25 protein-coding genes are annotated in these 21,472 nt (G+C 66.3%); 8 read left to right on the top strand and 17 right to left on the bottom strand.

The window, feature by feature from the left end:
• Position 1: 1 nt before the first annotated feature.
• Genes gspG through gspM form a run of 7 tightly spaced genes read left to right on the top strand, consistent with a single transcriptional unit; the run spans position 2 to position 4,239 of the window.
• The gene (gene gspG, locus ACL9RJ_RS16070) at positions 2-442 is read left to right on the top strand and encodes a type II secretion system major pseudopilin GspG (RefSeq protein WP_177119062.1); all 441 of its coding nucleotides are present in this window, start codon (positions 2-4) and stop codon (positions 440-442) included.
• Between the two features lie 3 nt (positions 443-445).
• Positions 446-916: a type II secretion system minor pseudopilin GspH gene (gene gspH, locus ACL9RJ_RS16065; RefSeq protein ID WP_177119063.1), complete on the top strand. Its 471-nt coding sequence runs from the start codon at positions 446-448 to the stop codon at positions 914-916.
• Positions 906-1,286 carry a type II secretion system minor pseudopilin GspI gene (gene gspI, locus ACL9RJ_RS16060; protein WP_177083477.1) on the top strand — a complete coding sequence of 127 codons (381 nt, stop codon included), beginning with the start codon at positions 906-908 and terminating at the stop codon, positions 1,284-1,286. Before gspH ends, gspI begins: the two co-directional genes overlap by 11 nt.
• Entirely contained in the window at positions 1,279-1,824 is a 546-nt protein-coding gene (gene gspJ, locus ACL9RJ_RS16055; RefSeq protein ID WP_177119064.1) for a type II secretion system minor pseudopilin GspJ, read from the top strand. Before gspI ends, gspJ begins: the two co-directional genes overlap by 8 nt.
• A complete protein-coding gene (locus tag ACL9RJ_RS16050; RefSeq protein ID WP_422765460.1) occupies positions 1,824-2,681 on the top strand; it encodes a type II secretion system protein GspK in 858 nt (285 codons plus the stop codon). The genes gspJ and ACL9RJ_RS16050 overlap by 1 nt, the downstream gene beginning before the upstream one ends.
• Positions 2,678-3,772 (top strand): type II secretion system protein GspL, encoded by a 1,095-nt coding sequence (gene gspL, locus ACL9RJ_RS16045; RefSeq protein WP_177119066.1) that lies wholly within the window; start codon positions 2,678-2,680, stop codon positions 3,770-3,772. Before ACL9RJ_RS16050 ends, gspL begins: the two co-directional genes overlap by 4 nt.
• Positions 3,769-4,239 carry a type II secretion system protein GspM gene (gene gspM / locus ACL9RJ_RS16040; protein WP_017126894.1) on the top strand — a complete coding sequence of 157 codons (471 nt, stop codon included), beginning with the start codon at positions 3,769-3,771 and terminating at the stop codon, positions 4,237-4,239. Before gspL ends, gspM begins: the two co-directional genes overlap by 4 nt.
• Positions 4,240-4,255: 16 nt before the next feature.
• On the opposite strand, the gene ACL9RJ_RS16035 is transcribed toward gspM, so the two are convergent.
• Positions 4,256-5,500, bottom strand: a complete 1,245-nt coding sequence (locus ACL9RJ_RS16035) for an MFS transporter (protein WP_420902250.1) — start codon at positions 5,498-5,500, stop codon at positions 4,256-4,258.
• A 151-nt stretch (positions 5,501-5,651) separates the two neighbouring features.
• On the opposite strand from ACL9RJ_RS16035, the gene ACL9RJ_RS16030 reads away from it, so the two are divergent.
• Complete coding sequence (locus ACL9RJ_RS16030) at positions 5,652-6,551, top strand: LysR substrate-binding domain-containing protein (protein ID WP_422765458.1); 900 nt, start codon at positions 5,652-5,654, stop codon at positions 6,549-6,551.
• 100 nt (positions 6,552-6,651) lie between these two features.
• Here the strand turns inward: ACL9RJ_RS16030 and ACL9RJ_RS16025 are convergent, their stop codons facing one another.
• The 16 genes from ACL9RJ_RS16025 to ACL9RJ_RS15950 form a co-directional block, all read right to left on the bottom strand.
• Positions 6,652-7,098: an excinuclease gene (locus ACL9RJ_RS16025; RefSeq protein ID WP_177117847.1), complete on the bottom strand. Its 447-nt coding sequence runs from the start codon at positions 7,096-7,098 to the stop codon at positions 6,652-6,654.
• Positions 7,099-7,134: 36 nt separating this feature from the next.
• On the bottom strand, positions 7,135-7,578 hold the full coding sequence (locus ACL9RJ_RS16020; protein ID WP_017126890.1) for a hypothetical protein: 444 nt from the start codon (positions 7,576-7,578) through the stop codon (positions 7,135-7,137).
• Positions 7,579-7,606: 28 nt separating this feature from the next.
• Complete coding sequence (locus ACL9RJ_RS16015; protein ID WP_017126889.1) at positions 7,607-8,833, bottom strand: beta-ketoacyl-ACP synthase; 1,227 nt, start codon at positions 8,831-8,833, stop codon at positions 7,607-7,609.
• On the bottom strand, positions 8,833-9,561 hold the full coding sequence (locus ACL9RJ_RS16010; protein WP_017126888.1) for a 3-ketoacyl-ACP reductase FabG2: 729 nt from the start codon (positions 9,559-9,561) through the stop codon (positions 8,833-8,835). The genes ACL9RJ_RS16015 and ACL9RJ_RS16010 overlap by 1 nt, the downstream gene beginning before the upstream one ends.
• Positions 9,554-10,018 carry a hotdog family protein gene (locus ACL9RJ_RS16005; protein ID WP_017126887.1) on the bottom strand — a complete coding sequence of 155 codons (465 nt, stop codon included), beginning with the start codon at positions 10,016-10,018 and terminating at the stop codon, positions 9,554-9,556. The genes ACL9RJ_RS16010 and ACL9RJ_RS16005 overlap by 8 nt, the downstream gene beginning before the upstream one ends.
• Positions 10,015-11,211 (bottom strand): beta-ketoacyl-[acyl-carrier-protein] synthase family protein, encoded by a 1,197-nt coding sequence (locus ACL9RJ_RS16000; protein WP_422765457.1) that lies wholly within the window; start codon positions 11,209-11,211, stop codon positions 10,015-10,017. The genes ACL9RJ_RS16005 and ACL9RJ_RS16000 overlap by 4 nt, the downstream gene beginning before the upstream one ends.
• Positions 11,208-11,690 (bottom strand): DUF3261 domain-containing protein, encoded by a 483-nt coding sequence (locus ACL9RJ_RS15995; RefSeq protein WP_422765456.1) that lies wholly within the window; start codon positions 11,688-11,690, stop codon positions 11,208-11,210. Before ACL9RJ_RS15995 ends, ACL9RJ_RS16000 begins: the two co-directional genes overlap by 4 nt.
• Positions 11,687-12,421: a class I SAM-dependent methyltransferase gene (locus ACL9RJ_RS15990; RefSeq protein ID WP_178992216.1), complete on the bottom strand. Its 735-nt coding sequence runs from the start codon at positions 12,419-12,421 to the stop codon at positions 11,687-11,689. The genes ACL9RJ_RS15995 and ACL9RJ_RS15990 overlap by 4 nt, the downstream gene beginning before the upstream one ends.
• Positions 12,418-13,665, bottom strand: a complete 1,248-nt coding sequence (locus ACL9RJ_RS15985; RefSeq protein ID WP_017126883.1) for an NAD(P)/FAD-dependent oxidoreductase — start codon at positions 13,663-13,665, stop codon at positions 12,418-12,420. Before ACL9RJ_RS15985 ends, ACL9RJ_RS15990 begins: the two co-directional genes overlap by 4 nt.
• A complete protein-coding gene (locus tag ACL9RJ_RS15980; RefSeq protein WP_178992215.1) occupies positions 13,656-14,813 on the bottom strand; it encodes a sodium:proton antiporter in 1,158 nt (385 codons plus the stop codon). Before ACL9RJ_RS15980 ends, ACL9RJ_RS15985 begins: the two co-directional genes overlap by 10 nt.
• Positions 14,810-17,149: an MMPL family transporter gene (locus ACL9RJ_RS15975; RefSeq protein WP_422765455.1), complete on the bottom strand. Its 2,340-nt coding sequence runs from the start codon at positions 17,147-17,149 to the stop codon at positions 14,810-14,812. The genes ACL9RJ_RS15980 and ACL9RJ_RS15975 overlap by 4 nt, the downstream gene beginning before the upstream one ends.
• Positions 17,133-17,729 carry an outer membrane lipoprotein carrier protein LolA gene (locus ACL9RJ_RS15970; RefSeq protein ID WP_256347745.1) on the bottom strand — a complete coding sequence of 199 codons (597 nt, stop codon included), beginning with the start codon at positions 17,727-17,729 and terminating at the stop codon, positions 17,133-17,135. The genes ACL9RJ_RS15975 and ACL9RJ_RS15970 overlap by 17 nt, the downstream gene beginning before the upstream one ends.
• Before the next feature lie 107 nt (positions 17,730-17,836).
• A complete protein-coding gene (locus tag ACL9RJ_RS15965; RefSeq protein WP_017126879.1) occupies positions 17,837-18,262 on the bottom strand; it encodes an acyl-CoA thioesterase in 426 nt (141 codons plus the stop codon).
• The gene (locus ACL9RJ_RS15960; protein ID WP_017126878.1) at positions 18,255-19,799 is read right to left on the bottom strand and encodes an HAL/PAL/TAL family ammonia-lyase; all 1,545 of its coding nucleotides are present in this window, start codon (positions 19,797-19,799) and stop codon (positions 18,255-18,257) included. The genes ACL9RJ_RS15965 and ACL9RJ_RS15960 overlap by 8 nt, the downstream gene beginning before the upstream one ends.
• Positions 19,780-20,718: a glycosyl transferase gene (locus ACL9RJ_RS15955; protein ID WP_177109766.1), complete on the bottom strand. Its 939-nt coding sequence runs from the start codon at positions 20,716-20,718 to the stop codon at positions 19,780-19,782. The genes ACL9RJ_RS15960 and ACL9RJ_RS15955 overlap by 20 nt, the downstream gene beginning before the upstream one ends.
• Positions 20,715-21,449 (bottom strand): glycosyltransferase family 2 protein, encoded by a 735-nt coding sequence (locus tag ACL9RJ_RS15950; RefSeq protein ID WP_042935678.1) that lies wholly within the window; start codon positions 21,447-21,449, stop codon positions 20,715-20,717. Before ACL9RJ_RS15950 ends, ACL9RJ_RS15955 begins: the two co-directional genes overlap by 4 nt.
• Positions 21,450-21,472 lie beyond the last annotated feature (23 nt).

Below are 21,472 nucleotides of genomic sequence, written 5' to 3'. Positions count from 1 at the left end.
CATGAAAACTTCTCGAACCTCTGTGCAACGCGGCTTCACCCTGATTGAAATCATGGTCGTGGTGGTGATCATCGGCGTGCTGGGCGCGCTGGTGGTGCCTCAGTTCATGGGCCGCACGGACCAGGCCAGGGTCACGGCCGCCCGCACCGATATCCAGGCCATCGGCACCGCGTTGGAGATGTACCGTCTCGACAACTTCAACTATCCCTCGACGCAGCAGGGGCTGGAGGCCCTGGTGCGCAAACCGCTGGGCACGCCGGAACCAGGGAACTGGAATCCCCACGGCTACCTGAAGCACCTGCCGGTCGATCCCTGGGGCACGCCCTACCAGTACCTGAGCCCGGGCACCCGCGCCAAGGGCTACGACCTCTACTCCTTCGGCGCCGACGGTGTGTCCGGCGGCGAGGAATTGGCCGCCGATATCGGCAACTGGGGCAGTTGACCGATGCACGGGCGTTCGCGTGGCTTCACCCTGCTGGAGTTGCTGGTGGTCGTGGTGATCATGGGCGTGGTGGTCGGCCTGATCGGCTTCTCCATGAAACCCAGCCCGGCCCGCCAGGCCCGTGATGAAGCCGGCGCGCTGGTGCAACTGTTGCAGCAACTGCGCGAGCAGGCCGTGCTCGATGGCCAGGAGTTCGGCCTGCGGATCAATGCCAGTGGTTATCAGGTGGTGGTCTTCGAGCGTCCCGACTGGCGTGCGGCGGGGGCGCCTTATCGGCTGCCCGATGGGCTGTACTTTCGCCTGGAACTCGAAGGGCGACCGCTGAAGCTCGGCGACCGCCTGAACCAGCCGCAATTGCTGGTACTCAGCAGCGATGAAATGAGTGCCTTCACCCTGCACTATGAAACCGCGCAACGGCGCTGGCTGAGTGTCTCGGGGGACGGCCTTGGCGATCCGGCCATCGATGAAGGCTGAGCGCGGTTTTACCTTGCTGGAAGTCATGCTCGCCCTGGCGATCTTCGGCCTGCTCGCCGCCGCGGTGCTGTCGGCCAGCCAGTATGTGCTGCGCCAGGCCGGCACGCTGCAGGAGCGTCTTTTCGCCAGTTGGCTGGCGGATAACCAATTGGCCGAGCTGCGCCTGCAATCCTCGTTGGCGCCGGGGCGGCAGGAGCTGGTCCGGCACTTCGACCGACGTGAGTGGCGTTTGAGCCAGCGCCTGACGCCGGCGTTCGACAAGCGCCTGATCAAGGTCGAACTGGACGTCCGCCTCGGCGACCGCCCGCAGGTGCTGCATCGCGGCACGGGCTGGCTGCCGGTCGCGGATGGGGTGTCGCGTGATGAGTAGGCAGGCCGGCTTTACCCTGCTGGAGCTGGTCATCGCCCTGGCGATCTTCAGCCTGCTGAGCCTCGGCTGCTGGCGCCTGTATGACGGGCTGGTGCGGGTCCAGGGCCAGGTGTCCCTGTATGAACAGGCATTGCGCAAGCTGCAACGGGCGATCGGCGTGGTGGAGCGGGATGTCCTGCAGGTCGTGGTGTCCGGGGACACTGCGTCGTTGGTGTTGCGCGAGGGTGTGCTGAGCCTGCAACGGGCTAACTGGCGCAACCCGCTGGACCAGCCGCGCAGCGAGCGCCAGGAGATCAGCTACCGCCTCAAGGATGGCTTGTTGTGGCGAGACAGTCGCAGTCCCGAGCTGGCGACGGTCCAGCGCCAGGCTCTGCTGGCGGATGTCCGGCGGTTGCAGTGGCGATTCTACGACGCCAAGGTCGGCTGGCGCGCTGACTGGCCGAGCCCGACCAGTCGGCCCCGGGCCCTTGAGGTGACCTTGTCCGCCGGGCGCTTCGAACACATCCGTCGGGTCATCCCGTTGCCGGAGGGCCCGTGATGCCGGGACCACAGCGTGGGGTGGCGCTGATCACCGTGCTATTGATCATGGCCCTGGCGCTGTTGCTGACCGCCAGCCTGCTGCGCAGCCACCGCCTGACTTTGCACAGCAGCGCCCAGCATATCCATCAGGTGCAGCTGCGACAGTGGGCATTTGCCCTGGAGGACTGGGCCGGGCAGTTGCTGCAGAATGCCGAAATGACGGCATCGGAGAACGTCAACCTGGCCCAGGAGTGGGCGCGGCGGCCGGTGGATTTCGCGCTTGCCGATGCCGACGTGCAGCTGGAGATCGAGGATCTGGCCGGGCGTTTCAACCTGACTCCGTTGCTCCGGCCCGGCAAGGCGGATGAGCTGGTCCTCGGCCGTTGGTCGCGGCTGCTGGCGTTACTGGAGATTGCGCTCATCGACCTCGCGCCGCTGCGGGGCATCGGGATCAGCGATCCGAGCCAGTTGCGGCTGCTTCCCGGCGTGGATGGGGCGAGCCTGCACCGCCTGCTGCCGCGAGTGGCCTTGTTGCCGGGCGATGCCACCCTGAACGTCAACACCGCCGGCGCGCTGCTGCTGGCGACCCTGGAAGGCCTGTCCGCCACCGAGGCACAGGCTCTGGTCCAGCAACGTCCGGCCGGGGGGTATCCCGATGCGGGCGCCTTCGCCCTGGCCTCCGGTCTGCAGGGCCGGGGCATTGCCAGCCACGGCCTGGGTGTCGGCAGCCGCTGGTTCCGGGTCACCGTCGACGTGAGCGCCGGGAGCAGTCGCCTGCGGCTGGTCAGCGACCTTGAGCGTGATGCGAAAACCCGGCGTGTGCGTGTTGTACAACGCCGTTTCCCGGCCCCGACCCACAGTGAACCGCCGTCATGAACCACTGGCTTTACCTTTATCCCGCCGGGCTCGATGTGCCGGGCGCCGACTGGCCGGTTGCCTGCTGGCAGGACGCCGGCGAACCACGCGACATCAGCCTGGCCGAAGCCGCCCGTGCATGGGCGGGGCAGTCCGTACGGGTGATCCTGCCGATGGAGGCATGCAGCTGGCTGCGCAGCGAATCGTGGCCCGGACGCCGGCAGCCGACCACCCAGGCACTGGCCTTTGCCATCGAGGAGCAGTTGGCGGATGACCTGGAAAACCTGCACATCGCCGTGGGTACGGCTGATCAGGCACGTCGCTACCCCTTGCTGGTGATCGACAAGGCGCGTCTGCGCGGCATTATCGATGTGTTGCGGGAGTCGGGCCTGCAACTCGCCAGTGTCCAGGTCGATGCCGACTTGCTGCCTGCCGATCGGGCATACGGGGTCTGGTGGGCCGGCCGCTGGTTGCTGGGCGGGGCACTGGAGGCGCGCCTGGCGTTGTCGGAGCCGGCCTTGCAATGCCTGCGTCCGCGACTGCCGGCCGAGCTCTGCTGGCTTGATCGGCAGCCAAACTCGGCGGTCGGCGCGTTGCTGGGTTCGGGGCAGGGCACGGACTTGCTCCAGGGGGCATTCCGCCGCACCGCCGGACATCGGCCCTGGCCGCTGTTGGTGGCTTCGGCGCTGGCGCTGTTCGCCCTGTCCTGGGGGTTTACCCAGGCCCGCAGCCGGCATCTCGAAGACAGTGCCTCGCAGTTGTATGAACAGAGTGTCCGGCATTTCCAGGCGCTCTATCCGGAGCAGACCCGCATTGTCGATCTGTCGGCCCAGCTCAAGGCCCTGGGCGCCGCCGATGCCCAGCCGCCACGGCAGATGGTGCGTCTGGTGCAACTGGTCGAACAGGTGATCGGCGGTAGCAGTGTCGAGGTGCAGCGCATCGAGTATCGGGTTGGTACGGGCTGGACGGTGGTGCTGGCGGCGAACAGCTTCATCGAGTTGGAGCAACTGCGTGAACGCGGGCGGCAAAGCGCGCTGCCGATCCAGCTGGGCAATGCGAGCAAGGACCGCAAGCGCGTGCAGGCGGTGCTGACCCTGGGGGAGAACGGATGATCAGGCGTGTGCCTATCGCTGTCGCGCCGGCGCTGGTCGAGCGCTGGCAACGCCTGGCCCGGCGAGAGCGCCAACTGTTGGCCGGGCTGGGTGTCTTCCTGCTGGCGGCGACGCTGTTCAGCGGCCTCTGGCAGCCGGCACAACAGCGCCTGGAGCAGGCCCGGCGCCTGTATCAGCAGCGCTGGGCCCTGGCTGCCGAAGTGCAGCGTGCCCGGCCGGCAACCGTGCAGGCGACCTCCACGCAACCGCTGTCGACCCGTCTCGGCGAAAGCGCGTTGGCCGCCGGGCTTGAGTTGCAGCAACTGGACCAGGACGGACAGTCGCTGCGGCTGACGATCTCGGGAGAGGCCCTGGCCCTGCTCGGCTGGCTGGACCAGATCGAACAGGGCGGAGCCTTGTTGCAGACCCTCAGCCTGGAAAAACGCGACAAGCAGCTGGAGGCGAGGGTGGTGTGGACGAGCCCCTGACTCGGCTGGCCAGGGCTCAGGCTGACTGGTTGCCCGCCAGCACCGGCAGCCGCGCCAGCTTCAGCGCTACCAGCAGGGCCAGTACCAGCAGCCCACCGATAAACAGGCCGATGCCGTTCCAGGCCGCGTAGTGCCAGGCCACACCGCCCAGGGTGCCGGCGACGCTGGAACCGACGTAGTAGCAGAACAGGTACAGTGACGATGCCTGACCCTTGGCTTTCAGGGCCCGGCGACCGATCCAACTGCTGGCCACCGAGTGCGCGCCGAAGAAACCGAAGGTGAACAGCAGGACACCCACGATCACCACCGGCAGCGGCATGGCCATCGTCAGCGCGATCCCCACCAGCATGATCAGGATCATCGCCCACAGCACCTTGCGCCGGCCCAGTTTGTCGGCCAGGGAACCGATCTGCGCGGAGCTGTAGATCCCCGACAGGTAGACGATCGACAGCAGGCCGACAAAGGCCTGGCTCAGGCCGTAGGGTTCGGCCAGCAGGCGATAGCCGATGTAGTTGAACAGGGTCACGAAGGCCCCCATCAGCAGGAAGCCTTCGACAAACAGCCATGGCAGGCCGGCGTCGCGAAAATGGATGGTGAAGCCGTTGAGCAGGCTGCGGGTATTGAGTTTGCTCGGGCGGAAGTTGCGTGATTCCGGGAGGATCTTCCAGAACACGGTCGCCGCGATCAGCGCCAGGCCGCCGATCACTAGCAGGGCGGTGTGCCAACTGACGAAGTCGATCAGCACGCCGATGATCAGTCGCCCGCTCATCCCGCCGATGGCGTTGCCGCCGATATACAGGCCCATCGCCAGGCCGATGTGCTGGGGATGGATTTCCTCGCTCAGGTAGGTCATGCCGACCGCCGCCAGGCCGCTCAGTGACAGCCCCACCAGCGCCCGCATCAGCAGCACGCCCTGCCAGTTGGGCATGAACGCCCCGAGGATGGTGAACAGCGCCGCGCCGAACAGGGCCACCACCATCACCGGCTTGCGCCCGAGGCTGTCGGAAATCGGTCCGGTGATCAGCAGGCCGATGGCGAGCATCGCGGTCGCCACCGACAGGATCAGGCTGCTCTGGGCCGCGTTGATGCCGTATTCCCTGGACAGCACCGGCATCATCGGCTGCACGCAGTACAGCAGGGCGAAGGTGGCGAAGCCGCCGGAGAACAGCGCCAGGACCGTGCGCATGAACGCCGGGGTGCCTTTTTCGATATAGGTATCGTTGAGTTGGGCGACAACATCGTCCAGCGCACTGGGGGGGATTTCGTGGGCGAGTGGAGCGACAGCAGTTTTCACGGGGGACCTCGGGAGGAGCAGCCGGTCAGGCAATGGAAAAAGCATATAGCTGGCTAACTATTCTTTCCAATATATTGTTCGACCTGTTTGATAGGTTTTACGACTCAATGAGGTGTCTATGGAATTGCGGCATTTGCGCTACTTCATCGCCGTGGCCGAGGAACTGCATTTTGGCCGTGCCGCGGAGCTGCTGGGGATCTCCCAGCCACCGTTGAGCCAGCAGATCCAGGCGCTGGAGCAGGAGCTCGGGGCGCGGCTGTTCGAGCGGACCAATCGTCGGGTCGAGCTCAGCGAGGCCGGTCGGCTGTTCCTCGAAGAGGCGCGGCTGGTGCTGGCGCAGGTCGACAAGGCGGCGGATGTGGCCCGGCGCGCGCAGTTGGGGGAACTGGGGGAACTGAAGATCGGCTTCACTTCGTCGGCGCCGTTCAACTCGACGATTCCCCAGGTACTCTTTGCGTTCCGCCAGTCCTTTCCGGCGGTGCATCTGAACCTGCGGGAAATGAGCAGCAAGATGGTCGCCGACGGGCTGATGGACGAGTCGATCGAGGTCGGCCTGATGCGCCCGTTGCCCTTGCCCGAGGCGCTGGATGTCGTCGAGCTGATGCATGAGCCGCTGGTGGCGGTGCTCAATTCCAAGCATCCGCTGGCAACGGGCAGCGAGGCGGGCTTGCACCTATCGGAGCTGGCGCTGGAGCCCTTTGTATTTTTCCCGCGCAGCTATGGCAGCGGTTTGTACGCGCAACTGATGACCCTGGCGCGACAGGCCGGTTTCAGTCCGCACTTTGCCCAGGAAGCCGGCGAGGCGATGACCATCATCGGCCTGGTGGCGGCGGGTCTGGGCGTCTCGGTGCTGCCGGCGTCCTACCAGCGGATCCGCATCGACGGCGTGGTCTATCGCCCCCTGCTCGATCCGGACGCGGTGTCGGCGGTGTGGCTGGTGCAACGCAAGGACCAGAAGTCGCCGATGGCCAAGGCGTTTGTCGAGTTGCTGACCAGGCGGACGGTGCCACAGGACTGAGATTTTTGATCGTTCCCACGCAGGTGGGAACGAACGATGGAGGTCGCGCAGGCCTGCTCAGGCCGATTGAAGCACCCCGGCTCCACCGGCCATTTCCGGCTTACTGCACCTTCGCCAGGTCACCCTTCAACGCGACGCCGCCGATAAACGCACCGGCGTGGCACTCATAGGTACTCGTGCTCCGGGTCTCGTTGCGCTTGTAGTAGCTGACGATGTTGGTCACGGCGTTGGCGCCGACTTTCTTCGCCGCGTCGTTGAGGGTGATCAACGCCGATTGCAGGGCCCAGGCGCAGGCTTCTTCGTCGCTCTTGTTGAAGGCATTGGTCTTCTTGTTGGTGACGGCATCCGGGCTGACCACGGTGATCTTGCCCTTGGGGGCGTTGCCTGCCAGGTAGAACTTCACGCTGCCGTCGATCTTGCCGGTGCTCACCGCTTCGGCCACCACCTTGTCGAAAGGCAGGTTCAGCGTGGTATCGCGGGCCTGGCTCAGGCCCGGCAGGCTGCACAACATCAATGTGACGGCCGCGGCCCAGGTTTTTGCTTTCATGGTCAACTCCTTGTTTGATGCAGGGAAGAAACGCGGTTACTGGCTGATCGGTTGCGGCTCGCCCACGCCAATGGCACGGGCGGTGCTCTCGGCGTCGTGGTCGCGCAACTCGCGCAGGATGCCCTTGTCCAGCAGGCGCACCCAGCGGATGTAGTTCTTGTGGATCTTGCCGTCCTTGTAGTCCATGCCGCTGCTGTCGCGGTAGGCGATGCTGTAGCCGCTGGCGCTGTAGTTGATGTCGATCTCGACGTGGAATTGCTCACGCACGGTGATCTCGGCCTGGATCTGTGTCGGGTTGACCCGCTGCACGCTCCACTTGCGCTTGACCAGGGTGGTGAGGATCGCCTGTTTCATCTGTTCCTGGCTGGCCTGGATCTGTGGCGCGACGGTGCGCGTCGGGGTGATGATTTTCTTGCTGGTACAGCCGGCGGTGACGAACAGGGCCAGGGCGATCAGTGCAACGCGAAGCAGGGAAGACATTCCATTTTCTCCAGGAGAGGTTAAAAAATCAGGACCAGCGCCGGAACACCAGCGAGGTGTTCACGCCGCCAAAGGCAAAGTTGTTGTTCATCACATACTCGTTGCTCATCTGCCGGAACTCGCCGCGCAGGTAGTCCAGCTCGCCGCATTGCGGGTCGATCTGGTCGAGGTTCAGGGTATGGACGTAGCTGTCGCGGTTCATCATCTCGATGCTGAACCAGGATTCCAGGGCACCGCAGGCACCCAGGGTGTGGCCGAAGAAGCTCTTCTGCGAACTGATGGGCATGCGGCTGCCGAACAGGCTCTGGGTCGCCAGGGTCTCGGCGATATCGCCTTGCTCGGTAGCGGTGCCGTGGCCGTTCACGTAGCCGATGGCATCCGGCGCGAGGCCGGCGTCTTCCAGTGCCAACTCCATGGCCCGGCGCATGGTGACCTGCTCCGGCCGGGTCGCGTGCTGGCCGTCGGCATTGCTGCCGAAGCCGACGATTTCCGCATGGATATGGGCGCCCCGGGCCAGCGCGTGCTCCAGCTCTTCGAGCACCAGCATGCCGCCGCCTTCACCGATCACCAGGCCATCGCGGCCGCTGTCGTAGGGGCGCGGGCTGGTGTGCGGGGCATCGTTTTTCAGGCTGGTGGCGTAGAGCGCGTCGAACACCATGGCTTCGGTCGGGCACAGCTCTTCGGCACCACCGGCGAGCATCAGCGGCAGGCGGCCGAACTTGATCGCCTCGTAGGCGTAGCCGATGCCCTGGCTGCCGCTGGTGCAGGCGCTGGAGGTGGGGATCAGGCGTCCGGTGAGGCCGAAGAAGATGCTGATATTGGCCGCCGTGGTGTGGGGCATCATGCGCACGTAGGAGTTGGCGTTCAGTCCTTCGGCCACGGAGTTGATCAGCATCATGCCGAAGGCCTTGATCTCGTCGGTGCTGCCGGTGGACGAACCGCAGGCCACGCCCATGCGCCCGTCGCGGATGATCGGATTGTCCAGCAGGCCGGCATCGGCCAGGGCCATCTCCGCGGCGCCGACGGCGAAGCGCGAGACCCGGCCCATGCTGCGCAGCTGCTTGCGGGTCCAGTGCGACGGCACCGCGTAGTCATCGATGGGCCCCGCCAGGCGGGTGTTCAGTTCGGTGAAGCGGTTCCACTCATCCATGCGCCGGATACCGCTGCGGTTGGCGCGGAAGTTGGCTTCGATGCTGGCCCAGCCACTGCCCAGCGAAGTGATGCCGGCCATGCCGGTGACGACGACGCGCTTCATCAGCACAGGCCTCCGTTGACGGCCAGAACCTGCCGGGTGATATAGGCCGCTTCCGCGGACATCAGGAAGTTCACGGCACCGGCGACTTCTTCCGGCGTGCCCATGCGCTGGGCCGGGATCATTTTCAGCAACTCTTCCACCGGCACGTTTTCGTCGAGCATGGCGGTGTCGATCAGCCCCGGCGCGACGCAGTTGACGGTAATCCTGCGCTTGCCCAACTCGATGGCCAGGGCCTTGGCGGCGCCGATCAGGCCGGCCTTCGAGGCGCTGTAGTTGACCTGGCCACGGTTGCCGATCAGCCCGGAGACCGAGGTGATACAGACGATCCGCCCGGGGGCGCGGCGCCGGATCATCGGCATCATCACCGGATGCAGGACGTTGTAGAAGCCGTCGAGGTTGGTCCGCAGCACCTGGTCCCAGTCTTCTTCGGACAGCGCCGGGAAGGCGCCGTCGCGGGTCAGGCCGGCATTGAGCACCACGCCGTAGTAGGCACCGTTGGCCTCGACGTCGGCCTCGAGGATTTCCCGGCAGGCCGCGCGGTCGGCGACATCGAATTGCAGCACCCGGGCATTGCGGCCCAGGGCCTGGATTTCGGCCTGCACCGCGTCGGCTTCGGCGCGGCCGCTGCGGCAATGCAGCACCAGGTCATGGCCGGCCCGGGCCAGGCGCAGGGCGATAGCACGGCCGATACCACGGCTGGAGCCGGTGACCAGGATGGATTCAGTCATGGCTGGATTCCTGTGATTCGTTGAGATAGGCGGCGGCCTGTGGCGGACGGAACACGTTCAGGCGGGCCGTGGCGTGGATGTCGGGACCGGTCAGGTGGCATTCGAACACCCCCATGCCGTTGTCGTCTTCCAGGGAGCGTTGGGCGTGGATGGTCAGCTCGCTGCCCGCGGGAAAATGTTCCACATTGCACTCGAACCTGCGGGTCCCGAGCAGGAACCCCAGCTCCACCGGCTGGCCGGCGCCACGGGCGCGACAGCCGGCGTAGGCGGCGACGCTCTGGGCCATCAGTTCGATCCCGACCCAGGCCGGCAGGCTGCCGTCGGCGTGGTTGAACAGGCCGCCGGGGCGCACGGTGAGCCGGGTATGGATCTGTTCTTCATCGAACGCCAGGACCTGATCGATCAGGATCATGTCACCGGCGTGGGGCAGCAATTCGGCGAGCGGCCAATCGATCATGGGGCGTCTCCGATAATCAGGCTGACGTTGTTGCCGCCGAAGGCAAACGAGTTGCTCATCAGGCGGCGCGGGGTGGTGGGGTCGAGACTCGCGTCTTTGCCGACCCAGCGAAGCGGCGGTAACGCCGGGTCGGGCTGGCCGTCCCAGATATGCGGTGGTAGCGCCCCGGTGGGGTTGTCGGCACTCAGGCTCAACCAGCAGAACGCCGCTTCCAGTGCCCCGGCGGCGCCGAGGGTGTGGCCGGTCATGGGCTTGGTCGAGGAGCAGGGTACTCCGGCGGGAAACAGCCCGGCCACCGCCAGGCTTTCCATGGCGTCGTTGTGCTGGGTCGCGGTGCCGTGCAGGTTCAGGTAGGCGATCTGGTCCGGTCGCAGGCCGGCTCGGTGCAAGGCCTTGACCATGGCTTGCGTTGCTCCCCGGCCACTCGGTTCCGGGGCGGAGATATGGTACGCATCGCTGCTGGCCCCGGCACCCAGCAGGGCGAGTGGCTGGGGGCCGGTGGCCTGCCTGCTCATCAGGAACAGCACGGCGGCTTCGCCGATATTGATGCCGTTGCGGTTCACCGAGAACGGGTTGCAGCGTTGCCCCGACACCGCCTCCAGCGAGGTGAAGCCGTTGAGGGTCAGCTTGCACAGGCTGTCGACCCCGCCGCACAGCACCGCGTCGCACAGCCCGAGGTCGAGCAGGCGCTGGGCGCTCATCAGCGCGCGGGCGCTGGAGGTGCAGGCGGTGGAAATCACATAGGCGGGGCCGCTCAGTTGCAGCCAGTCGGCGAGAAAGTTGGCCGGGGCGCCCAGTTCCTGCTGGCGGTAGTCGTAGTCGTCGGGGAACTGCCGGTCACGCAGGTAGCTGGCAATGCCGCGGCTGGCTTCGTCGATGCCCGAGGTGCTGGTGCCCAGGACGATACCGATACGCTCGCGGCCATAGGTGTCGATGGCGCGCTGGATCGGCTCGGCGATCTGCACGGTGGCTTCCATCAGCAGCTGGTTGTTGCGGCTGCTCTGCCCGTCGAGCTCGGCCGGAATCGCTGCCAGTTCGCCACGCACGGCGGCGACCGGCAAGATCCGCCCGGGGACCCAGCCGCTTTCGTCGCGCAGGCCCGAGCAGTCGCCGGCGAACAGGTTGCGCGCGACTTCGCGCTTGTCGCGGCCGAGGGCGCAGATCAGCCCGAGTGCGTTCAGGTAGGCGGTCATGGCGTGCCCTCGTTCAGCGGGCTGATGCGGTAATGCAGACCTTGCGGCAGGTCGAGGCTGAAATCCAGCGGTTGGCGATAGCGGACCTGCCACTGCTCGCCGAGGCTGCGCTGAGCCGGTTGCTGGCGGGCAGCCGGATAGTTGGCGGGCAATTCGGCTTGCGGTGTCAGCGCGAACAGCAGTGCGGCGAACAGTTCGCGGGCCTGCGGGTTGGGCGGCAACAGGCCGTCGGCCTGCCAGTCGCCGTCCTGCAGGCGCTGGCGTGCCAGGGGAATCCCCAGCGGGTCCATCAGCGACCAGCGCAGGCCACCGGCTTCGCGCTGGATCACCAGCAGCCAGTCCTGCCGGGCGCCGTCCTGCTCGCGCTGGATATGCAATTGCAGGGGCAGGACCAGGGTCGGGGTATGTGCGGGCAGCGGCAGCCGGCTGGCGCAGGCGCTCAGCAGCAGAAGACAGCCCAGCAGCAGTGCGCGAATCATTCGGTGTGACCTGCGAGCGGCTTGCGCGCGACCACGTTGACCAGCGTTTCCTCGCGCTGGCCGACCGGCGGCGGGTTTTTCAGGCGCAGGCGTTCGAGCAGGCCGAAGTCCTTGGCGCGGCTCCACCACAGGTACGGGTAAGAGACGTTGCGGGCCTCGAACTCGAAGCCCTGGTCGCGGATCATGTCCAGGTACTGCGCGGCACTTTTCTGCACGTGCATCGGGTGGCGGAACAGCCAGCGGATCACCCAGGTATCGATATAGGCCTCGGTGGACTCGGCGAACAACAGGTAGCCGCCCGGCTTGAGCACGCGGTAGAACTCGGCCAGGGAGCGATCCTGCTGGACCAGGTGATGGAATGTCTGGTGGCAGAACAGGATATCGACGCTGTCGGAAGCCACGTCCAGGGTCGCGCAGTCGCTGCCGATCAGCTCGATCGCGATATCGCGTCGTTGGGCTTCTTCACCGCTCAGCTTGAGGCTGTGCGGGTCGGCGTCGAGGCCGATCAGGCGCTGCGGCGAGAACACCTGCTGCAGATACTGGAAGGACTTGCCCTGGCCGCAACCGGCATCCAGCACCACCGGGTTTTCCGGCGGAGCTTCACTGAACAGGCCGCGCAGGTCGTTGATCGCCACGCGCAGCACGTGGTGCTGCCAGGTGTGGCTGCGCAGGAACCAGAAGCCGAAGCGGGTTTCCTCGACGTAGGTATCGCTCAGGTATTGATTGTTCATGCCGGCGTGCTCGCACAGATTTCGGAGAGCATGCGCAGGCGGCGCTTGGGCTCACTGACAAACGGATTGCGCTCGTCCCAGGCATAGCCGGCGAGGATCGAGCTGATCATGGCGCGGATTTCCGGCGAGCTGCCGGGGTGAAAGATCACATCCTGGAAGGTCCCGGCGTACCAGCCTTCGACGTAGCAGCGGAAGGTGTCGACACCACGTTTCAACGGTTCGGCGAACTGGCTTTGCCAATCGACGCTTTCGCCCTGCAACTGGCGGTGCAACAGGCCGGCGGCCATGCTCGCCGAGCGCATGGCGATGGTCACGCCCGAGGAGAACACCGGGTCGAGGAATTCCGCGGCATTGCCCAGCAGGGCGAAGCCCGGGCCGTGCAGGCGCTTGACGTTGGCCGAGTAGCCGCCGATGGTCCGTGCCGGGGTGTCCCACACGGCGTTTGCCAGCACCCGTTGCAGGCTGGGCGTCTCGGCGATGAAGCCTTTCAGGCTGGCGTCGAGGTCGTCGCCGCGACCGGCGAAGTGCCCGGCGGCGGCGACCACGCCGATGGAACAGCGGCCGTTGCTGAAGGGAATGGTCCAGAACCAGATGTCGCGCTGCTCGGGATGGGTGGTGATGAGGATCTTTTCCCGTTCGAAACCTGGCGCGTCGATCCGGTCTTCGACATGGGTGAAGATGGCCTGGCGTACCGGGAAGTTCGACGGTGCCTCAAGGTCCAGCAGGCGTGGCAGGACGCGGCCGTAACCGCTGGCATCGAGAACGAACCCGGCCTCGATCAGGTACTCGCTGCCATCCTCGCGCCGGGCCCGCAGTTGCGGTTGCGGGCGCTCGAAGTCGGCGCTGACGATTTCCTCGCCGTAGCGGATTTCCACGCCCTGCAGGGCGGCCTGGTCGGCCAGCAGCTTGTCGAAATCGGCGCGCTGGACCTGGAAGGTGGTCGGCTTGCCCTGGCAGAAGGTCTGGCCGAAATCGAAGGCACTGTAGCGCTCGCCCCAGGCGAAGGCCGCGCCGTTCTTCAACTGGAAGCCGGCGGCGTTCACGGCGTCGAGCATGCCGGCTTCCTCGACGAAGTCCAGGCAATGGGACAGCAGGCTTTCACCGATGGAGAACCGCGGGAAGTGCTGGCGTTCGACGATCAGCACGTCGTGGCCATTGCGCTTGAGCAACGCGGCGGCGATCGCACCGGAAGGGCCGGCGCCTATCACCACGACTTCGCGGCGTTGCGTTTCAACTATTGGCACACAGGCTCCTTGCCGGTCTCGGCGCTATTGAAGGGGATTCGGTTCATGCCCGCCAGGGCCGGCAGCAGCGTGGCGAGCAGGCCCATCAGCATCAGCGCGAAGTACAGCGCCGGGCTGATCAGCCGTTGTTGCAGCAGCAGGTTGAGGAAGACGATTTCACTCAGGCCGCGAATATTCAGCAGCAGGCTTTCCTTCCACAGGCTGGCGCCCGGGAACGAACGGCTGGCCCAACGCAGGCCGAGCCAGTTGCCGAGCAGTTTGCTCGCCACCGGGAACAGCAGCAACGCGGCGAACTGCACGGCGCTCAGGCTGCTCATGGCGCTGTGCACGTCGATCTGCACGATGCCGAAGGTCAGGATCAACGGGATAGCCAGGCCGGTCTGCAGGCGGTTCATCCACACGGCCGGCAATGGCAGTACCAGCGGCACCTTGAGCCAGGCCATGCAGAACAGGTAGCCGATGCCGAAGATCAGCGCGTTGAGCTTGTAGTGCTCGGCCACCACCAGCAGGCCGAAGAACATCAGGCTGTAGGTCAGTGGCTTGCGCACCCGGCACAGGTGCAGGAGCAGCGGCAGCAGGGCGCCCGCCAGGGGCAACAGCAGGCTGCTCAGGTGCAGGCTGCCCTGGGCCAGGCCGAACAGGGTCCAGCAGCTCAGGTCGATGAGGATCGCGGTCTGCACCAGGCGGCGGGTGGCGGCGGGCGGATAGCCGATGTGCTTGAGGTACAGGTACAGCACCGGGATCGCGGTGATGGCGAACACCAGCCCGATGGCCAGGGAACTGAGCCAGTGCTGTTCCGGCAGCAGCCAGACGGCGCAGGCCAGCCCGCAGGCGAACGGCACGCAGAAACTCGGCAGGGCGATCTTCAGGCTCTGGCGGTCCATCTTCAGTTCGATCACGTCGCTGAGGATATGCCCCAGGACCAGCGCGAAGGCAAAACCGTAGGCGGTCCTCAGCCAGTCGGGAGCGACCAGCGCGGCCCCGCTCAATTGCCAGTGCGGTTCGATCCAGAACAGCATCAGCAATGGCAGGCCGAAGGTGGCCAGGAGCAACTGGCTGACGATCGGGATCAGGCCGAACTGTCGACCGATGCGCGTCGCCACGGCGAAGGCGACGAGGGCCATGCCCCAGAACAGGAGGATCATCATGGCGCGGGCTCCGTCACCGCGGTGACATGGGGTTGGCGACCGGCCCAGGGCGCGAGCAGGAAGCTGAAGGCCAGGCCGAGGCTGACCGACAGGCCGAAGTTGCTGACCGCCGGGGTGCTGGAAATCGCCAGCAGGCCAAACGACAACCAGGTGGTCAGCGCCGCCAGCAGGGTGCCGAGCAGGCTGACGGCGGCGCCACCGATCTGCTCGCGCATCAGGATCGCGTAGTCGACGCTGATGGCCGTGACCAGCAGCAAGCCGAACAGGCTGAACAGGGTCAGCGGCTGGCCCAGCCAGCCGAGGCTGGCGAGGCTGCACAGCGCCGCCAGCAGCGGCAGCGCGACGATGCGCAAGGCGCCGCCGAGACCGAACGGCAGGATCAGCAGCAGAACGATCAGCACGCAGGAGGCGAGCTTCAGTTCCGCCGCGCTGATCTGCGTCGCGGCGAACACCTTGTTCAGGTCGCCGAGACGATCCACCAGTTGTACCCCCGGCAGGTCCATGGCCTGGACGCGCAGCAGGTCGGCGTTGTTCAAGCCTTGCAGGCTGACCATGCCCGCCACGCCGTCGGCATTGGGGCCGAGCCAGAGCGCGCGCCAGGGCTCGGCCAGGGGCCCGACCAGGGCGCTGTCGATATCCTGGATCGGCAGGGCCTGCAACTGGCTCAGTTCGCCCTGCAAGGCCGCCAGCGGCACGCCGAGGTCGAGCAGCGGTTGCCAGTACCCTGGCAGTTGCCTGAGCGAGTCACGCAGGCGTTGCTGTTCACTGGGCAGGCTCACCAGCTGGTTCAGCGACAGGTAGCCTTGCAGCTTCTCCAGGCTGACCAGTTGCTCGAGGCGCTTGCCCAGCGCTGCCGAACGCTCCAGCAGTTGCTGTTGATCGGCGGCGCGGACGAGGAAGAACTGGCTGGTCGGCTGGTAGCCGGTGATCCGCGCGATGGCCTGGGCCTCGGCCTGCAATTGTGGCGGTGCACCGACCCATTGGCGGATGTCGTTCTTGCTGTTCAGCTGCCACAGGCCGGCACCACAGAACAGCAACAACAGGACCAGCAGCAGCGGGCTGCCGAGCTTCTTCAAGAGCTGTTCGCGCAGGGCCAGCAAGCCTTCGCAGATCCGCAGCGGCCACTGCGTGGGACGCAGGTCGGCGCCTTTGAGCAGCGCCGGCAACAGGCATACCGCGCTGAGGTAGGCGCCGAGCAGGCCGGCGGCGGAGAACACCGCGATCTGGGTCAGGGCCGGGAACGGCGTCCAGGCCAGTGCCAGGTAGCCGATGCAACTGGTCGCCAGGCTCAGGGTCAGGCCGGGCAGGGTGATGCGCAGGGCCGGCCAACTGTGCCAGGGTTTCAGGCTCCAGCTCTTGGACAGGTAATGCAGCGGGTAATCCACCGCGACGCCGATCAGGCTGGAGCCGAGCACCAGCGTCATCACATGCATATGGCCGAACAGCGCCACGCAGGCCACGGCACCGAACAGCATGCCCACCAGCACCGGGACAAACGCCAGCAACACGCGCAAGCGACGGAAGGCCAGCAACAGCAGCAGGAGAATGCCCAGGGTGGCGCCACCGCCGACCCAGGTAATTTCCCGGGTCGCCTGCTGCTGGCCGTTGGCGGCGTACAACAGGCCGCTGGCGGCCAGCAGTTGTACATCGGCCCGGCTCGCTTCCTGGCGGCTTTGCCGGAGCAGTTCGGCCACTTGCAGCGGCAGTTTCATATCGAAGGCATTGCCGGTGGTGCGCGCCCGCAGCAATACCCAGCTCTTGCCGTCGGCATCGGCCACCAGGGCGCCACTGCCGATGTCCAGTTGCACCGCGCCACGCTGCGGCTGGCTGTTCTGGATTCGTCCGGTCAGGCCTAGCCAGTCATCCTGGCTCGGCACCAGGCTGAAGCCGGTGAAGGGGTCATACAGCGCCTGCAGCCGTTGCTGGATAAAGGCCGCCGGATCGTCGATCAACTGCCGGCGATCCTTCGCGGCGAGCATGGCCAGGCGGCCGTTCAGCAGTTGCTGGCGCAAGGCGGGCAGATCGGCCTGCAGGTCCCACTGGACCTTTTCGAACAGACCGCTGGCCTGCCATTGCTCACCCAGTTGGCGGGCCATGGCGATGGCTTTCTGGCGATCGGCCTGGCCGACCAGGACCAGCATTTCCCGGTTCAGCGGTTCCTGCATGCGCTGTTCGGCCTTGAGGTCCAGGGCATCGGGCGAGGAGCCCGGCACCAGTTCCATCAGGTTGGCCGACAGCGGCGCGCCGTGCCGCCATTGCCAGCCGGCGAGCGCCAGCACCGCCAGCAGCAGGATCAGGAACAGGCGCGGCAGCAGGCGTTCACTCGGCAAAGTCATGCTGCTCCGCATCGCTCAATGGCAGGTTCGCCGTGCTGTCCTGCATGCGCAGGACGGTGCTGTCGCCCTGGGTTTCCAGCAGCTCGATACGCTGTACCAGCTCGCCGCCGTCGATATTGATGCGGGTGAAGATCTGCTTGAGCAGCACGGAGCGTGGGATCAGCACCAGTTGCCAGGCCTTGGCGTCGCCTTGCAGTTGCAGTTCGAAGTCCCGTTGCAGGCCGCTGCTGTCGCCTTGCAGCACGGCAATGAACAAGCGGTTCTGTTCGGCGCCGGCGCTTTTGTTCGGGACCATCTGCCAGCCGCCGGCATCGCGCCGGGCAATGCCCCTGGCGCTGATGCGGTAATCCTGTTGCAGCGGGGTCTTGAGCAGCCAGAGCAGGCCATGGTCCCTGGCCAGGACAAAAGTGCCCTTGCTGGTCAGCGGTTGCGGCAGGGCCCGCAGGTGCTTTTCCTGGATGAAGCTACCGTGGATCACGGTCGGTTTCGCCAACTGATCGCTCAGTTGCTGCAGGTCGAAAGCCGCTGCGTGGGCGGACAGGCCCAGGCAGAGCATCAGCAGCAGGCCGCGCACGGTCATTGTGGGAGCCGGCTTGCCGGCGATGAGGCCTTTGAGTCTCGCGATGACTTTGCTGATGCTATCGCCGGCAAGCCGGCTCCTGCAGGTTTTGTGGCGTACCTGAATGTTCATGCCAACACCTTCTCGACCGCGTCGACAAACACCCGGGGCGAGGCCAGGAGCATCTCGCGGCTGTTGATATCCACGGCGACCTGCACCGTGCTGGCGCGGGTCAGGCGTTCACCGCTGGCGAGGTCGGTGATCAGGTAATTGACCTTCAGGCGGTTTTCCCACTCCACCAGGTCGGCCCGCACGTTGATCTTCTGACCGAACACTGCACCGCGCACGTAGCGCAGTTGCAGGTCGATCACCGGCCAGGCGTAGCCCGATTCGAGCATCTGCGCGTAGTTGTGGCCGATATGGTCCAGCAGCGCGCAGCGGGCCACTTCCAGGTACTTCACGTAATGGCCGTGCCAGACCACGTTCATGGTGTCGACGTCGAAGAACGGCACGAGGATTTCCGTATCGACCTGCAGCACGCCGCGGCTACGCATGCAGCCTCCAGTGTTGCTCGGCAATGCGTTGCAGGCACAGGCGCAGCTCGGCTTCCAGGGCGCGATCCTCGATCACCGGCGGGAAGTCCCGGGCCAGCTCTTCGCGCATGGCCGCCAGGGCCGGTGGCAGCGGGCGGGCGTCGGCTTCGCGGCTGCGCAGCCAGACCCCCTGGTTGGCGGCCAGCAGGGTGGCGGCGGCGACCTGCTCGGTCAGCTCCAGCACCCGGATCGCGTCGCGGGCGGCGATGGTGCCCATGCTCACCTTGTCCTGGTTGTGGCATTCGGTGGAACGCGAGAACACGCTGGCCGGCATGGTGTTTTTCAAGGCTTCGGCGGTCCAGGCGCTGGTGCCGATCTGCACGGCCTTGAAACCGTGGTTGAGCATCGCCCGCTCGGCCCCGGAGCCGGACAGGTTGCTCGGCAGGCCGTGGTTGTAGCGTACGTCCACCAGCAGGGCGAGCTGGCGGTCGAGCAGGTCGGCGACGTTGGCCACCAGGGTCTTGAGGCTGTCCATGGCAAAGGCGATATGCCCGCCATAGAAATGCCCGCCGTGGAGCACGCGCTCTTCCTCGGCGTCGATGATCGGGTTGTCGTTGGCGCTGTTCAGTTCGGTCTCGATAAAGCCGCGCAGCCAGCCCAGGCTGTCGGCCAGCACGCCGAGGACGTGGGGCGCGCAACGCAGCGAGTAGCGGTCCTGCAAGCGGTGCAGCGGCGCGGTCGGGGCATCGATGGCCAGGTCCTTGCGCAGCCAGGCGGCGACCTGCATCTGCCCCGGGTGTGGCTTGGCGGCGAACAGGCGCTCGTCGAAATGCTCCGGATTGCCCTGCAGCGCCACGACGTTCAGCGCGGTGATACGGGTCGCCAGTTGCAGCAGGTAGTCGGCGCGGGCGAAGGCCAGGCAGGCCAGGCCGGTCATCACGGCAGTGCCATTCATCAGCGCCAGGGCTTCCTTGGGCCGCAGGACCAGCGGGTCCCAGCCGAGTTCGCGGTGCACGTCGCAGGCCTGGCGGCGTTCACCACGGAACAGCACTTCACGCTCGCCGGACAGGGTCGCGGCCACATAGGACAGCGGCGTCAGGTCGCCGCTGGCGCCCACCGAGCCCTCTTCGGGAATCAGCGGCAGGATGTCCTGGTCGAGAAACGCCTGCAGGCGTTCCAGCAGTTCCACGCGCACCCCGGAGACACCGTGGCACAGCGACTGCAGACGGGCCGCGAGCACGGCGCGGGTGGCCTGCGGATCGAGCAGCTTGCCCAGGCCGCAGCCGTGGAAGGTGTAGAGATGACGGGGCAGGGCCTCGACATGCTGCAAGGGCACCGCGACCACGCAGGAGTCGCCGTAGCCGGTGGTGACGCCGTAGATCACGCCTTCCTTGTCCAGCAGCGAATCAAGGAACTGCGCGCCCTTGGCGATGCGCTGGCGGTAGGCCGGATCGTTTTGCAGTTGCGTCGGCACCTGACGGTTGGCCAGGGCCAGCACGTCTTCGATGCGCAGCGGGAGTTCGCCGAAGGTTACCGGCTCAAGCGGATGCGTCGTCATCGGTCTTCCAGAAAGGGTAGAAATTGAACCATTGTTGGGGCGCTTGCAGGCAGTACTGGCCCAGGCGTTCGGCATAGCGGGCGGTCCAGTGGGCGATGACCTGTTCGCGGTCGCTGCGCTTCCATTGCACGGCGTCGGTGAAGGGTTCGAGGGTGATGCGGTAGCGGCCCTGGAGCTTCAGGCAGAACAGCAGGTTGACCGGGCATTTGAGCAGCCCGGCGAGCAGCCAGGGGCCCTGGGGGAACGCCGCCGGGTGACCGAGGAAGTCCACCCGCACGTTGCGCCCGCCATGCAGCGGAACGCGGTCGCCGGCAATCGCCAGCCACTCGCCACGGTCCAGGCGCTGGCTCAGTTGCAGCATGATCGCCGGGTCCAGCTCGCTGACCTGGATCAGGCGCAGGTTGGTCGCGCCGGCCTCGCCCAGCAGGCGGTTGAAGCGTTCGGCGTGCTTGGTGTGCACCAGCACGTTCATCGTGACCTTTTCCCCCAGCTCGGCGAGGGCGCGGCAGACTTCCAGGTTGCCCAGGTGGGCGCCCACCAGCATCTGCCCGCGTTCGCCGCGCAGCTGATTGCGCAGCAGCGCCGGGTCGACGATCTCGATCTGCTCGAGGCTCAGCTTGCCGTTCCAGACGTCGAGCTTGTCCAGCAGCGCGTCGGCAAAGGCCATGAACTGGCGGAAGACGTTCAGGCGCGTCGGCTGCAGTGCCTTCTGCCCGCTCCAGGCCGCCAGGCGCTGCTGGTACTGCCAGGCGCTGCGACGGGCGGTGCGACCGAACAGGAAGAAGTACAGGACGATGCCGTGCAGCACCGGGCTGAGCAGGCGCCGGCCCAGGACCCTGACGCCGAAGGCGGTGAGCTTCATCAGCCAGAAGCTGCCGCGCTCCTGGCGGTCGGCCCAGTGTTTCTGCGTATCGCTCATGCCCGCCACCGTCGCCAGAGGATGCCGGGCAGACGCAGCAGCATGCCGAAGAACAACCGGGTGTGCATCCCGGAAATCAGCGCGTTGTCGTGGAACAGGCGGAAATGCGACAGGCCGTCCTGCGGGTAATGGACCCGGGTCGGCAGCCAGCGCATGGGCTGGTTGCGCCAGGCCAGGCGTACGAGGATTTCCGGATCGAAGTCCATGCGCTTGCCGAGCCGGGCACTGTTGATCAGGGCCAGCACTGGCGGCAGCGGATAGACCCGGAAACCGCACATGGAGTCGGGGATCTGCAGCGACAGGCTGTTGATCCAGACCCAGACGTGGGTCAGGTAGCGGGCGTAGAGGCGACCCTTGGGCACGCTCTCATCGTATTGCGGATAGCCGCAGATCAACGCCCCGGGATGGCTGCGAGAGGCGTCGAGAAAGGTCGCGACATCGTGCAGGTCGTGCTGGCCGTCGGCGTCCACCTGCAGGGCGTGGCTGAAGCCCAGGCGCGAGGCTTCCCGCAACCCGGCCATGACCGCGCCGCCCTTGCCCTGGTTGACCGGCAGCCTGACCAGGAAGATCCGCTCGTGTCCGGCCAGTTGTTCCAGCACCTTGGCACAGGCCGGGCTGCTGGCGTCGTCGACCAGCACGCAGGGCAGGCCGGCGGCCAGCAGCGCTTCGACCACGGCGGGCACGGCGGTCTCATGGTTGTAGACCGGGATCACGGCACATGGCTTGTGCAGGCGGTCGGGCAGCCTTTGCGAGT

The organism is Pseudomonas sp. Mn2068, assembly GCF_049319725.1.
Lineage (GTDB): Bacteria > Pseudomonadota > Gammaproteobacteria > Pseudomonadales > Pseudomonadaceae > Aquipseudomonas > Aquipseudomonas gingeri.
The sequence above is the reverse complement of the archived record's forward strand: the minus strand, read 5'-3'. Positions and strand labels throughout refer to the sequence as shown.